This is a genomic window from Brevibacterium sediminis (genome assembly GCF_024895295.1).
Taxonomy (GTDB): Bacteria; Actinomycetota; Actinomycetes; order Actinomycetales; family Brevibacteriaceae; genus Brevibacterium; species Brevibacterium sediminis.
This window is the reverse complement of sequence record NZ_JAHQRN010000011.1, coordinates 61,002-75,442: the sequence shown is the minus strand read 5'-3', so window position 1 is coordinate 75,442 and position 14,441 is coordinate 61,002. Positions and strand designations below refer to the sequence as shown.

The 14,441-nt window shown below is 65.5% G+C and carries 10 protein-coding genes and 1 tRNA gene; 8 read left to right on the top strand and 3 right to left on the bottom strand.

Going from position 1 to position 14,441, the window contains the following annotated elements; all coding sequences use genetic code 11:
* Positions 1-24 precede the first annotated feature (24 nt).
* On the bottom strand, positions 25-1,479 hold the full coding sequence (locus tag KTJ89_RS18485) for a M1 family metallopeptidase (RefSeq protein WP_259358889.1): 1,455 nt from the start codon (positions 1,477-1,479) through the stop codon (positions 25-27).
* The gene (locus KTJ89_RS18480; RefSeq protein ID WP_259358860.1) at positions 1,472-5,488 is read right to left on the bottom strand and encodes a Pls/PosA family non-ribosomal peptide synthetase; all 4,017 of its coding nucleotides are present in this window, start codon (positions 5,486-5,488) and stop codon (positions 1,472-1,474) included. Before KTJ89_RS18480 ends, KTJ89_RS18485 begins: the two co-directional genes overlap by 8 nt.
* A gap of 256 nt (positions 5,489-5,744) precedes the next feature.
* Here KTJ89_RS18480 and KTJ89_RS18475 point away from each other — a divergent pair, with 256 nt between their 5' ends.
* From KTJ89_RS18475 to KTJ89_RS18460, 4 genes are all read left to right on the top strand, one after another.
* Positions 5,745-6,959, top strand: a complete 1,215-nt coding sequence (locus KTJ89_RS18475) for a metal-dependent hydrolase family protein (RefSeq protein ID WP_181271732.1) — start codon at positions 5,745-5,747, stop codon at positions 6,957-6,959.
* Between the two features lie 151 nt (positions 6,960-7,110).
* The gene (locus tag KTJ89_RS18470) at positions 7,111-7,614 is read left to right on the top strand and encodes a DedA family protein (RefSeq protein ID WP_139469747.1); all 504 of its coding nucleotides are present in this window, start codon (positions 7,111-7,113) and stop codon (positions 7,612-7,614) included.
* Between the two features lie 195 nt (positions 7,615-7,809).
* Positions 7,810-9,201, top strand: coding sequence for a sodium:proton antiporter (locus KTJ89_RS18465; RefSeq protein WP_139469748.1), 1,392 nt, complete (start codon positions 7,810-7,812; stop codon positions 9,199-9,201).
* Positions 9,198-10,370 carry an MFS transporter gene (locus KTJ89_RS18460; RefSeq protein ID WP_259358859.1) on the top strand — a complete coding sequence of 391 codons (1,173 nt, stop codon included), beginning with the start codon at positions 9,198-9,200 and terminating at the stop codon, positions 10,368-10,370. Before KTJ89_RS18465 ends, KTJ89_RS18460 begins: the two co-directional genes overlap by 4 nt.
* Before the next feature lie 175 nt (positions 10,371-10,545).
* Here KTJ89_RS18460 and KTJ89_RS18455 read toward each other — a convergent pair.
* Positions 10,546-10,622, bottom strand: a tRNA-Pro gene (locus KTJ89_RS18455).
* 230 nt (positions 10,623-10,852) lie between these two features.
* Between KTJ89_RS18455 and gcvH the strand changes: the two genes are divergently transcribed.
* The 4 genes from gcvH to KTJ89_RS18435 are packed head-to-tail and all read left to right on the top strand — an operon-like array spanning position 10,853 to position 14,345.
* Positions 10,853-11,257: a glycine cleavage system protein GcvH gene (gene gcvH, locus KTJ89_RS18450; protein ID WP_139469750.1), complete on the top strand. Its 405-nt coding sequence runs from the start codon at positions 10,853-10,855 to the stop codon at positions 11,255-11,257.
* Positions 11,257-12,444 (top strand): FHA domain-containing protein, encoded by a 1,188-nt coding sequence (locus KTJ89_RS19290; RefSeq protein ID WP_310650310.1) that lies wholly within the window; start codon positions 11,257-11,259, stop codon positions 12,442-12,444. Before gcvH ends, KTJ89_RS19290 begins: the two co-directional genes overlap by 1 nt.
* Before the next feature lie 10 nt (positions 12,445-12,454).
* A complete protein-coding gene (locus tag KTJ89_RS18440; RefSeq protein WP_101546269.1) occupies positions 12,455-12,940 on the top strand; it encodes a bifunctional nuclease family protein in 486 nt (161 codons plus the stop codon).
* 10 nt (positions 12,941-12,950) lie between these two features.
* Complete coding sequence (locus KTJ89_RS18435) at positions 12,951-14,345, top strand: class II 3-deoxy-7-phosphoheptulonate synthase (RefSeq protein WP_259358858.1); 1,395 nt, start codon at positions 12,951-12,953, stop codon at positions 14,343-14,345.
* Positions 14,346-14,441 lie beyond the last annotated feature (96 nt).

Sequence of the window (14,441 nt, the reverse complement as noted above, 5' to 3'; positions counted from 1 at the left end):
CAGCTCCTCAGGTCCCTGACCTCTTTACGGAAGCTCCGGAAGTTCGAGCTCTTCGAGCCAGGGGCGGACCACCTCGGCGATATCACGCTCTGCCACTTCGGAGACACAGCGGATGAACTCCTCGGTGCTCACCGACGAATGACGGTACCGCTTCGTCCACTCGCCGACGGCGGTGAAGAACTCCGCATCGCCGAGTTCGATGCGCAGAGCATGCAGGCACAGGGCACCGCGCTTATACACGCGGTCATCGAACATGTCCGGCCCACCCGGATCACCGAGCAAGATGTCCTGCGGCTGAGCGGACAGCTCCTCCCACCACTGCCGCGCACGCTCATCGGCACTCGCACGCTCGGACTCCTCCGACCACAGCCACTCCGCATAGCAGGCGAAGCCCTCATTGAGCCAGATGTCCCTCCACCGTGACGGTGTGAGCGAGTTTCCGAACCACTGGTGCGCCATCTCGTGGGCGACGAGACGCTCGGCCTCCCACTCCGGTCCCAGATGATTGGGACCGAGCACGGACAGCGGCTGCGACTCAAGCGGGATCTCGAGCACATCATCGGTCACGACCACGTCATAGACGTCGAACGGATAGGGTCCGAAGCGGTCGATGAACAGGTTCATCATTCCGTGTTGGACACCGAGGCGTTCGACTGCCACATCCCAATGATCATCGGCATAGACGCCGAGGGGAACAGAGGACTCTGTCCGGCTGTGCCTCGTTCGCTTGCCCGACGAATCGTGAACAGACACGTCCTTGCCGGCAGCGCCGGCGACTCCTCGGACAGCGCTCGATAGGGCGTCTCTGGCCGAACCGGCAACGGCATCCTTCGCCGCCCCGCGCATTGTGGCGCCGAACCTCGTCGCACCGGAGCTCAATGGAATCTGCCCGTACTTGTAGCGACCGATCTGCACCGTCGCCAAATAGGTCGCCAGGGGAGTCGTCGACTCATAGGTCCAGCGGGTCCGCCCTGCCTTGCGCGTCTTCTTCGTCAGCGACCCATTGGACACCACTGTGTACTCGGACTCGACGAGCACCGAGACCCTGTACTGGGATTTGTTCGAGGGATGGTCATTGCACGGGAACCAGGTCGAGGCACCGACGGGCTGACCGGCCACGAGCACCCCGTCTTCGAGCTCCTCCCAGCCGACGTCTCCCCAGGTGCCGATCGCCGGTTCCGGATTGCCCGTGTAGCTGATGTCGATGACCACCGGCTGGTCGCTCTTCAGCGCCGGGGTCGTCAGCCGCAGCTTCTTCCCTCGTGCGGAGAAGCGGACCTTCTTGCCGTTGACGCTGGCTTTCGTCACCCGCAGACCCGTGAGATCGAGGACGATCGACGAAGTTTCCGTGAGGACGCGTCCCTTGAGCACCGCCCTGGCGGAGAGCCGATTCGGACCGATCCGATAGTCGAGGTCGAGATCGTAGTGGTCGATGTGAAGGTCCGCGTTGCCGACGCCTTGGGTATAGGAATCAAGCATGCGATCGGCTCGATCGGTCGCCGTCGGAGCCTGCGTCGTCGCCGGCGGCACTTCCGCCGGCGCTGTCGCGGCCGTCTTCGTCGCGGCCTTCTTCTTCGAGTGAGGGAAGTTCTGGGGCATCCACCCAGGGTATGACAGGATTGCCGCTGAAGTAGGCATGGGCCGGCACGAATTCGCCGCGCATGACCAGCGACGTCGCTCCGACCGTGGCGTTCTCGCCCAGTGTGGAGGCCGGGAGGATGACGCTGTTGGGCCCCAAGGTGGCGCCGGGATCGAGCTGAACGGTATCAAGGCTCATCACCCGATCATGGAACAGGTGAGTCTGGACCACACAGCCGCGGTTGACTGTCGAGTTGTCGCCGAGATCGACGAGGTCGGCCTCCGGCAGCCAGTAGGACTCGCACCATACGCCGTGCCCGATCTTCGCACCCATCGCCCGCAGGTACCACACGATCGCCGGCGTGCCCACGGCGTTCCGGGTGAACCAGGGGGCGGCCACGAGTTCGACGAAGCAGTCGGCGACCTCGTTGCGCCAGATGAATGACGACCACAGCGGATGCTCCCCGGGCCGGATCGGACCGGCGAGGATCCATTTCGCAGCCACGGCCAGTCCCGCCGCCACGGCACCGGCAGCCATCATGACGATCCCCGAGGTGAGCAGGGCCAGCAGCACGGAGGCGAGGAACGTCGTCGACTGAGCGGCCACCCCGCCCGGCAGACCGAGGAAGAACCAGATGGTGAGCACGACAGCGGTGATGAGCACACCGCCGGCGATGATCGATGAGATCCGCAGAGTCTCCCAGAAGGCACGGGCGGCCTTGACCCCGAAGGTCGGGGCATAGGTGAGCGACTCGTCGGATTCCACAGCGGCGCGGCGCAGCTGCACCGGAGGAGAGCCGAGCCACGACGACCCCTTCTTCGCCTTCGCCGGCGCCGCCGACAGCACCGCGACCAGCGAGTTCTTCGGCACCCTGCGACCGGGCGAGGCGATTCCCGAGTTGCCGAGGAAGGCACGTTTGCCGACCTTTGCGCGCCCCGCCCGCATCCAGCCGTGGCCGAGCTCGTAGCTGGCGACCATGGTGTCATCGGCGAGGAAGGCACCGGCCGCGATCGTCGTCATCTTCGGAACGAAGACAACGGTGGAGATCTCAGTGCCCGGACCTACCTTCGCACCGAGGAGGCGCAGCCACCACGGGGTGAGCATCGACGCGTAGAGGGGGAACAGCAGGTCCCGGGCCATGTCGAGCAGCCGCTCCGTCGCCCACACCCGGTAACCGCGGGCCGAGCGGACAGGGAACTCTCCCTCTTCCATGCCGATCGCCAGGATCCGCACAGCGATGAGGATGAACAGTGCAGTGGTGAAGAACCACAGGCAGGCCACGACCGGTGACCACGCCACCAGCAGCCAGGGCGACTCGACGACCTCGATCCCGGACAGCGCGAGCATCAAGGCAATGCCCGGCACCACAGCGAGATACGGCAGCAGCGCATTGATCTGCGAACCGATGGCATAGAACAGGAACGGCAGACGCCGCCTAGGCGGGGGAGCAGGCCAGGACTTCTTCGCCTTCCCGACGCGCACGGCCGGTGAACCCGAGTAGATCTGATTCTTCCGCACCCGCCCGGTCACTGCGGATCCGGCTTCGATGAGGGCCCCGACGCCCACCTCGGCGCCGGGCATGAGCGTCGACCGGGCGCCGATCGTGGCATTGCGACTGATGTCGATAGGTCCGATGCGCAGCAGATCGCCATCGACCCACCAGCCCTTGAGATCGACCTCGGGTTCGACCGCCGCACCCTCGCCGAGGGTGAGGAAACCGGTCACCGGCGGCACCGAGTGCAGATCGGCATCGGGCCCGATGCGGTTGCCCAACAGCTTCGCATACCAGGTCACCCAGGGTGCGCTCGCCGCCGAGACCGCCGCAGCAAGATCGGCGATATGCTCGGCCAGCCACAGTCGCTTGTGCACCCAGCCCGATCGCGGATAGTCCCCGGGCCGGATCCCGATCATGAGCAGACGCGCCGCTCCCGCAGAGATGAGCATTCGTCCCCAGGCGGTGACGAAGACGAGGAAGAGGACGATTATGACCGGCCACGGAGTCAGCGGCAGATCCGCACCGAGTCCGACACCGATATTTGCCGCCAGCATCGCCAGCACCACCCACCGAACCCCGCCGAGGATGTGCACCGGGATCCCGAGCAGAACCTGGAAGGCCTGCATCCCCCGGGAGGTGCGTGTGATCGTGCGCTTGGGACCCGTCGGTCCGATGCCGGATCCTTCTTCGCCGAGGCAGAGCCTGGACAGGGCGCCGAAGCGCGGATGGGCGTAGATATCGCCGACGGTGACGCTGGGATGGCGGGTGCGCAGCCGGGACACGAGCTGCGCTGCTCCCAGTGAACCGCCGCCGGCGGTGAAGAAGTCCGTAGCGCTGCCGGGTCGGGCACCGAGGACCGCGGCCCACTGCTCGGCGACCCACTCCGTGTCCTCGTCGAAGACCTCATCGGATCCGGCCGCCTCGGCGCCGTCATCGAGCGGCCACGGCAGGGCATTGCGGTCGACCTTGCCCGAGGTCTTCGTGGGCAGATCCTCGACGAGAGCCAGACGGGGAACGAGCGCGGCCGGCAGCTCGTCACGCAGTCGGGCCTCCCAGGCGGAAAGATCGGCCTCGCCGGAACCGGCACCGGGGGCGAGATAGCCGATGAGGACGTCCGTGCCGGCCGCGGTCTTCTTCACCGCCGCCGCGGCACCCTCGACTCCGGGCAGAGCCTGCAGGGCGGCATCGATCTCACCGAGCTCGATGCGCCTGCCCCCGAGCTTGATCTGCTCGTCGGCACGACCGACGAAGATCAGCCCGGCCGGATCGTTGACGACGAGGTCGCCCGACCGGTACGCCCGGTTCCAGCCGAGACTCGGCATGGGGGCGAACTTCTCGGCGTCCTTGGCCGGGTCGAGATAGCGGGCCAGACCGACCCCGCCGATGATGAGCTCACCGGTCTCTCCATCGGCGACGGGCACGCCCTCGGCATCGACGACGGCCAGGTCCCAGCCCTTGAGCGGCAGGCCGATGCGCACCGGCTCGGATCCGTCGAGCACGGCGGCACAGGCGACGACGGTCGCCTCGGTGGGACCATAGGTGTTCCACACCTCGCGGTCATCATCACTGAGCCGCCGTCCGAGTTCGGGTGGACACGCCTCGCCGCCGAAGATGAGGAGGCGGACATTGTCGAGACTCTCCGCCGGCCACAGCGCGGCCAGGGTCGGCACGGTCGAGACGACGGTGATCTGCCGCGACGACAGCCACGGACCCAGATCCATCCCGGACTTCACCAGCGCACGCGGGGCCGGGACCAGGCATGCTCCGTGCCGCCATGCCAACCACATCTCCTCGCAGCTGGCGTCGAAGGCCACGGACAGTCCCGCCAGAACGCGGTCGCCGGGACCCAGCGGCTCCTCGACGCAGAACAGGGCCGCCTCGGCGTCGACGAAGGCCGCGGCCGAACGGTGGGTGACGGCAACGCCCTTCGGGGTGCCCGTCGACCCGGAGGTGAAGATCACCCAGCAGTCGTCATCGGGAGTGGGGGACCGCAGCTCGGAACGGTCGAGGGGTCCGCGGTCGGTGCGGGATTCGATGTGTGGTCCGGCGGTGATCACTCCGGTCACGGCCGCCTCGGCGAACACGGTGCGCGCCCGCTCATCCGGATCGTCGACGTCGACGGGAACGTAGGCCGCGCCGAGCATGAGCGTGGCGAGGATCGCCAGGTACAGATCCACCGACCCCGAGGGGACACGGACGCCGACCTTGTCACCGGGGCCGATCCCGGTCTCGGCCATCTCCAGTGCGAGATCGCGGATCGCAGTGATGAGCTCCGAATAGCTGAGCACCCGGGTGCCGTCGTCGAGGGCCGGCTGATCGGGATGCGCGGCGGCCGACTCGAGGAGGACGTCGATGAGGGTGCGGTCCTCACGGGGCCTTACGGGGGACGGGAACTGCGGTGCGTATTCTCTCACGTGTCTTCCGGGTCGTTCGGGAGCTGATCGGCGCCGGGCCGACCGGTACCGCCGGTGACCATAACCCAGGAAGGTGTCGCGGACGTGAACACGGGTCGGGGCGCGAACAGTGCGCGTTCCGGTTCCGATGTCTGATCTTAAGTCACGGTTCTCCGTGTCACCGCCCTGATCGTCACGGAGAGGTCGTTCGTGATAGATGTGAGGGGACGGCCGTTCACGGTCGACCAGCTGATTTTCAACGATGAGGAGCACGCCCATGGTCACAGTTCTCACCCACGCCACGGTCTTCGACGGAACTCGCTTTCTGCCCGGCACCCGGGACGTCGTCATCGACGGCGGACGGATCGCCTCGGTGGCGGAAGGAGGGCAGGGTTCGCACAACGCCGGAGACGACCACATCGACTGCGCGGGGAAGACGATCATCCCCGGAGTCATCGACTGCCACGTCCACCTCACGAGCAGCGGCGCGGCAGCCACCTCGAACTTCCACGACCCGTTCTCGCTCCAGTTCTATAACTCTGTGAAGAATATGGAAGCCACTCTCAAGGGCGGAGTGACGACCGTGCGCGATGCCGGAGGCACAGACCTCGGTGCGAAGGTCGCCGTGGAGACCGGAGTGGTGCGCGGTCCGCGGCTGACGATCGCCGTCAACATCATGTCCCAGACCGGTGGCCACGGAGACTTCCACCTCGTCTCCGGGGCGGAGTCTCCTTTCCTGGCCCCGCACCCCGGCCGGCCCTCGGGCGTCGCCGACGGACTCGAAGAGGTGCAGAAGAAGACCCGCGAACTGCTGCGGGCCGGGGCCGACCACATCAAGATCTGCTCGACCGGGGGAGTGCTCTCCCCTCGCGACGATCCGCGGCACTCCCAATTCACCGAAGCCGAGATCGCTGTCATCGTCGCCGAGGCGGCCGCCCAAGGCGCGTATGTGATGTCCCACGCGCAGGGCGCACCGGGAATCAAGAACGCCGTCCGTGCCGGGGTGCGCTCGATCGAACACGGAATCTACCTCGACGACGAAGCCATCGACCTCATGCTCGAGCACGGCACCTTCCTTGTCCCGACCCTGCAGGCCCCGCAGGCCGTCATCAAGGCCGCCGATGCCGGTGCCGGGCTGCCTGCCTCCGTCGTGGACAAGGCCCGACGCGTCGTCGACGCCCACCAGGAGTCGATCAGCCGGGCCCACGAAGCAGGAGTCCCGATCGCGCTGGGCACCGATGCCGGAGTCGGCCCGCACGGGGAGAACCTCGAAGAGATCAGCCTGCTGGCCGAGGTGGGACTGTCCACGACGGAGGCGCTCGCCGCCGGAACCTCCGTGGCAGCCCGCCTGCTCGATGAAGATCGGGTCGGCCGAATCGGTGAGGGCGGACTGGCCGACCTCGTCGTCGTGGACGGCGACCTGCGCACCGCCGACGTCCGTGGAATCGAGAACCGGGTCAACTCGGTCTACCTCGATGGTGGGCGCGTCTGAGCGGTCACCGCCTCGGTGGGTGAGATCGGTCTCGGCCGGCCGCTCTGTGAGGAAAACCTAACCTAACGGGGCTATGATGGGAGCGACCGATCCGTGAAGCCGCAGTGCGTCCGCGCAGCGGAATGCCCAGAGTGAGGAGTGCGCCGCACCGATGAATCCGCTCGACTGGTCGTTTCCGATCGCAGTGACATGGCTGATCATGTTCGGCATCATCGTCGTCCGCGCCGGCGGCACCTTCGTCCTCGGCCGCTTCGCCCGCAAGGGAATCCGCAAGTTCCACCGGGTCGAGAAGATCATGGCCGGACCCAAATACCGCCGCGCCGAGGACACCATCGACCGCTTCGGGGCGCCCGTCGTGGCCCTGAGCTTCCTCACCGTCGGGCTGCAGACCGTGGTCAACCTCGCTGCCGGAACCACGGGGATGCGCTACCGCCGCTACGTCCCGGCGCTCGCCGTCGGAGGATCGCTGTGGGCGCTCATCTACTCGACCGTCGGGTTCCTCGGCTTCAAAGCAGTGGCCAAGGCCTACCAGGCCGAACCGGGACTGACCGTCGGGCTCGGTCTCGTCTTCGTCGTCGCGATCGGCGGTCTGCTCATCGGACTGCGCAAGGATCGCACTCCCGCCGAGGAGTCGACCTCCGCCTCGGCGAACTGACCGGCACCCCTGCTGACTTGCCGGCCACCTCGGCGAACTGAACGATCGTCGCCCGCGGCTCTCTGTGTCCGTGCGGCACGCTGCGTCCGTGTGGCAGACCGTGGTCCGATGCGCTGCGCGAGTTCAGTAGAGTAAGACAGCGTCAACGTCGACTGGACGAGCCTGCTCGTCGACACTGAATAAAGGAGTCCCCGGATGGTCGTGGCCTGGTGGAGCATCATTCCGTTTGTTCTGCTGCTCGGATGCATCGCGGTGCTCCCGCTCATTCCGGCCACGGAGAAGATCTGGGATCGCAACCTCGTCAAGCTTATCGTCGCGCTCATCCTCGGTGTGCCGATCGCCGTGTGGTTCCTGCTCAGCGGAGAGTCGACGACCGTCATCCACGCGCTGCTCGAGTACTTCCAATTCATCATGCTCATCGGCAGCCTCTTCGTCGCCTCGGGCGGAATCTTCCTCGTCGGCGACATCAAGGCGACTCCGCGGAACAACACGATCTTCCTCGCTGTCGGCGGTGTGCTCGCCTCGTTCATCGGCACCACGGGTGCGGCTATGCTGCTCATCCGCCCGATCCTCAACACGAATCAGGACCGCAAGCACCGCACCCACACCGTCATCTATACGATCTTCATCGTCGCGAACTGCGGCGGTCTGCTCACACCGCTGGGCGACCCGCCGCTTTTCCTCGGAATGCTGCGCGGAGTGCCATTCGAATGGACATTCGGGCTCTGGCCGTACTGGCTGTTCGTCAACGCCCTGCTGCTCATCAGCTACTTCGCACTCGATAAGAAGATGTATGCGAAGGAACCGGCCGAGGCGCTGGCCAAAGATGCCGAGTATGTGACGAAACTCGGCCTGCGCGGCGCCAGCGGTCTGCTGTTCCTCGCGATCATCATCGTGGCCGTCGCGTTCATCCCTTCGGTCGACCTGCATGCGATCGAAACAGGACATGCGAGCGCCTCGGACTTCGTGCCGTGGCGTGAGCTCGTCATGCTCGTCTCCGCGGTGACGTCATTCCTCGTCGGTGACCGCGGTGCACGGTTCAATCTCAACAAATTCACCTGGACGCCGATCCTCGAGGTCGGGTCGCTCTTCATCGGCATCTTCCTCACGATGATGCCGGCCCTGCAGTACCTGGGGCAGATCGCCCACAAGATCCCGCTGGGCGAGATCTCCCTGTTCATCTTCACCGGCGGTCTGTCCTCCGTGCTCGACAATGCTCCCACCTATGTCACCTTCTTCGAGATGGCCGCCCAGGTGCCGGGTGAACCGAAGGTGGCGGGAGTGCCCGAGACCCTGCTCATCGCGGTCTCGCTCGGCGCTGTCATGGGTGGGGCCATCACCTACATCGGCAACGGACCGAACTTCATGGTCAAGTCCGTCGCAGATTCGGCGAATGTGGCGATGCCGAGCTTCGGCGGCTACGTGTGGTGGTCGCTGCGCCGTCTGGTGCCGATACTCGCCTCGATGGTGCTCATCTTCATGACCGGTTCACTGTGGTGGATTCTGCTCGGAGTCCTGGTCGCGCTCGTGATCCTCGGGCAGGCCGGACGTGACCTGCGCGCGGCGAAAGTCGTCAAGGCAGAGTGAGGGCCGCAGCCGGCGTCGGCCTCTACTTCACCGGCAACGGTGCGGTCTTCGCCGCTCTCCTGCCGTGGTATCCGCTGCTCGTCGACCGACTCGGACTGAGCTCCTGGCAGTTCGGCCTCGTCGTCGCCTGCTTCGCCGGCGGGTCGCTGCTGTCCTCGGTCCTGCCCGCCGCCCTCATCGCCCGATTCGGAGCGCACCGTGTCGTCATCGTTGGGACGGTGATGCTCGGTGTGGCCGCCTCGGCGACGGCGTGGTCGGTCAACGGCGTGATGATGGCGATCTGTCTGCTCCTGTTGGGGTGCTGCGATGCCATCGTCGATGTCGCGCAGAACGTCGTCGGCATCTCCATCCAGGAGCGAGCCGGTCGCACGATCCTGTCGTCGATGCATGCGCTGTGGAGCCTCGGCGGTCTGCTCAGCGGAGCCGCCGCAACCGCGGCCGCCAGCTCCGGTGCCGACATGCGGGCGTGGCTGGGGCTCATCGGTGTCGCCGCCGTGGTCATCACTTTCGTTGGACGCCGCCTCATCGGAGACTACGCCTCGCCGAGGCGGGTCGCCGATTCCGATGCCGCACCTGAGGGCCGTAGCGGAGACCGGGCCGTGGGGCGATCGAAACGGATGGTCCTCTGGGCGGCGCTGCCCTTGGCGATCGTCGCGATCTGCGGTGCCGCGGTCGAGGACATTGCGAACAGCTGGGCGGGGCTGGCTGCGGTCGAATTCGCAGGAGTTCCGGCCGCCTCGGCGGGGATCGCCTTCAGCGTCGTCATCGGCAGCCAATGCCTCGGACGATTCAGCGGGGACGTGCTCGTGACGAGGTTCGGGGCCGGTCGGATCGCGCGCCTCGGGGGCGGACTCATCGCCGTCGGCGGAGTCGGCATCATCGCAGCCCAGGAACCCGTTCTGCTGCTCGTTTCGATGGGTGCCCTCGGATTCGGGTCAGCGACGCTCGTGCCCGGCGCACTGGGAGCGGCCGCTCGTCTGCCCGGTGTCGGGCGTGCCGGGGGAGTGACGCTGGTGAACTGGCTGATGCGGGTGGGGTACCTCGGGACGAGTCCGCTGGTCGGGGTCGTCGCCACGGGAGCGGGACTGCGGTGGGGACTCGGCATCCTCGTGCTCGTCGGCCTCCTGACCGTGGTCTTCGCGAACCGCTTGGACGTCCGTCGGACCTGACGAGCGTGGGCGGGATGTTCCCTGGCTCGAGTCAAGTCCCCTGGCTTGGATTGAATAGACGTCGCCACAACGCGGGGCTGACAGGTTCGGGGAACGAAAAATGTGCCGCTCCTTCGTCTCAGCGAAGTGGCGACACATTCTATTGAATTCTATTGAAAGCGGGTGATGACCCGGGTGGTCGGGCTAGCGGGATTTGAACCCACGACCTCTTCACCCCCAGTGAAGCGCGCTACCAAGCTGCGCCATAGCCCGTTACCGTACTCCCTCGTGGGCAACGAGAACTAGCTTATACCGATCGGAGGCCAACTGCCAAAACCGCGTTCCGTGACCTTCGAAAAACAGGTATCATCCCAGGTAGATACCGAAGAAGCGGGTCCTGCAGATGCCTGACAGGGTGACTCAGTAACATTTCCGTTTCGTGATTGTTATGAAAGTGGCCCAGGCGGCTATGCTTGGTACACCGACAAACTAGAGGAGTCGACATGGCAGATCTGGATTATCCAGTGTCTTTGCGGTACTCGCGCGACCACGAGTGGGTCGCGACCACGGAAGACAACGCAGTAGTCCGTGTGGGTATCACTGATTTCGCCCAGGAACAGCTGGGTGACGTCGTCTATGTCGACCTGCCTGAAACCGGGGATTCGGTCACCGCAGGGGAGTCCTGCGGCGAAGTCGAGAGTACGAAGAGTGTCTCCGATCTGATCGCACCTGTGTCGGGGACCGTCACAGAGGTCAACGACTCACTCGACGATTCACCGGAGACGGTGAACTCGTCTCCCTTCGAAGACGGGTGGATGTATCTCGTCGAACTCAGTGACCCCACACAGCTCGAATCGCTGATGGACAGCGAGACGTACAAAGAGCTCATTCAGAGCGAGGAGGCGTAATGTCGCAGAACCACGATCAGAATCGTCCGACCCCCTCGCAGCCCTGGTATGACAACGGACAGGTCCCGCAGTCGAAGAAGTTCCCGTTCGGGGCCGGAAACGGCAATGGCGCTGACGAGTCCGCGACTCGGATGAACCCTCAGGTCGACCAGAACGGTCAGGGGAACACCCCTCCCTACGGTCAGCAGCCTGCCGACGGTGCCCCGCAGGCACCGCAGTACGGCAATGGCCAGCAGTTCGGCGGAACGCCCCAAGGTAGCCAGAACTACGGCGGAACGCCCCAGGGCGGACAGAACTACGGTGGCACGCCCCAGGGTGGCCAGCAGTATGGCAACGGCCAGCAGTTCGGCGGCACCCCGCAGGGCGGACAGAACTATGGTGCGTCGCAGCCGGCGAATCAGCCGTATGCCGGACAGGGTCAGGGCAGTCAGGGGCAGCCGCAGTATCAGCCTCAGCAGAATCAGTATCCGCCGCAGAACTGCGGCCAGCCGCAGAGCGGTCAGCCTCAGGGCAGCCAGGGTCAGCAGCAGTACGGCTCCAATGGTGCCGGTCAGTTTGCGCAGCCTCAGGGCAGCCAAGGTCAGCCGCAGTACGGTAACCATCCGCAGCAGGGCGGCCAGCAGCAGTACGGTTCGCACGGTGCCGGCCAGTACGGCCAGTTCGATCCCAATCAGCAGCAGGGCAGCCAGCCCGGCCCCGGCCAGTATGGTCAGCCGCAGTCCGGCCAGCCCCAGTCGGGTCAGCCCCAGGGCGGACAGCCGCAGGGCGCTCCGACGAACGGCGGAGAGGACCCGATGAACGATTCGGGCAGCCAGCAGTTCCAGGGAATCCTGGATCCGCACACCGGCGAGATCCACCCTGTGCCCGACCTCGAAGGTCTGCAGGACGCCGATGCTCTGCTCGTCGTCGTCTCCGGACCGGACTCCGGTTCACAGATCCTGCTCGACACCGACGTGGTCACGGTGGGTCGCAGCCCGAATGCCGACATCTTCCTCGATGACGTCACGGTCTCGCGTAAGCATGCCGAGTTCATCCGCACTCCCAGCGGGTTCACTCTGCGCGACACGGGTTCGCTCAACGGCACCTATGTGGGCCGTCAGCTCATCGACTCCATCGAACTGCAGAACGGAGCCGATGTGCAGATCGGCAAGTTCCGAATGATCTTCCAGCAGCGTCCGCGCTCCTGACCGGGGGATAATGTCAAAAGTCGAAGTCGAGGTTGTCGGCGTCCGCATCGAAATGCCCGCCAACCAACCGATTCTGCTGCTCAAGGCCAGCGAACCTGCTTACTATCTGCCGATCTGGGTCGGTGCGATCGAAGCCAATGCGCTCTCGATCGCGCAGCGGGGACTGACCCCGCCGCGCCCCATGTCGCACGCTCTGCTGCTCGACGTCCTCGAGAAGTACGGGGCCGAGCTGCAGGACGTGACGATCACCGGCAAGGACGGTCAGATCTTCCTGGCAGAGCTGCACACGAATGACGGGAAGTCGATCTCCGCGCGCCCTTCGGACGCGGTGACACTGGCGCTGACAGCCGACTGCCCCGTGTTCGTCGAAACACAATTGCTTGAAGAGTCCGGAATCGAAGCCCCCGAGGCCGATGAAGAGGAAGTCGCACAGTTCAGAGACTTCCTCGACAATGTCTCGGCCGAGGACTTCGAGACCGGTACCGAAAACCCATGAAAGTGAAACATTGAGTCTCCACACCGATCCGGTCCTGTCCAACAGAGAAATCGCCGCTGCCGGCCACGACAATCTCCGCGGTCTCGACGACTGGCGAGAGATGGATCCGAAGCAGCAGCCGACGTATCTTGACAGTGCTGCGCTCGACGAGGTGCTCACCGATCTGCGCAACTCACCCCCGTTGGTCTTCGCCGGTGAAGCCGATGTGCTCAAGCAGCGGATCGCCGCCGCCTCGCGCGGAGAAGCCTTCGTCCTGGCGGGCGGCGACTGCGCCGAATCCTTCGACGGAGCCCAGGCGGACAAGATCCGGGCTCGTGTGCAGACGGTTCTGCAGATGGCGGCCGTGCTGACCTACGGCGGATCGATGCCCGTGGTGAAGATCGGCCGCATGGCCGGTCAGTTCGCGAAGCCGCGTTCGGCCGATATGGAGACCCGTGACGGAGTCACCCTGCCGTCGTTCCGCGGCGACATCGTCAACGGCTACGAGTTCACCCAGGAATCCCGCCGCCACGATCCGGAACGTCTGCTCAAGGCGTACCACATCTCCGCTTCCACGCTGAACCTCATCCGTGCGTTCACCCAGGGCGGCTTCGCCGATCTGCGATTCGTCCACGACTGGAACCGCGGTTTCCTCGCATCGAACCCCGGCTACCAGCGCTACGAGCAGACCGCTGCCGAGATCGACCGTGCCATCCGCTTCATGGATGCCTGCGGAGCCGACTTCGATGCGCTCAAGACCACCGAGTTCTACGCCGCCCACGAGGCGCTGCTGCTCGAATACGAACGTGCACTGACTCGCATCGACTCACGCACCGGTGAAGCCTACGACGTGTCCGGACACTTCCTGTGGATCGGTGAACGCACCCGCGAGATCGACGGTGCCCATGTCGACTTCCTGTCCAAGGTGCGCAACCCCATCGGCGTCAAGCTCGGACCCACTGCCACGGCTGATGACGCCCTGGCCCTGGCCGAGAAACTCGACCCGGACGCCGAGCCCGGCCGCCTGACCTTCGTCACCCGCATGGGTGCCGGTCAGATCGGTGAGTCGCTGCCGGCTCTGCTGTCGGGAATCGGCGACCGTCTGCCGCATGTGACCTGGGTCTGCGACCCGATGCACGGCAACACGATCACCTCGAACACCGGGTACAAGACCCGCCGCTTCGAAGACGTCATGGCCGAGGTCGAAGGATTCTTCAACGCGCACGCTGAGGCGGGCACGATCCCCGGTGGACTGCACATCGAACTCACCGGCGATGACGTCACCGAGATCATGGGCGGGGCCACCGAGATCGACGACGAGGGCCTGCGTCGCCGCTACGAGACCCTCGTCGACCCGCGCCTCAACCACGATCAGTCGCTGGAGATGGCGTTCCAGGTCGCCGAGTACCTCACCCGTCGGCAGTAATCGCCAACACTGACAAAGCCGGGGGCTCCGCAGAATCTCTGCGGAGCCCCCGGCTTTGTCGCCCGACCGACGGGAATCATCTTCGCCCGACCGACC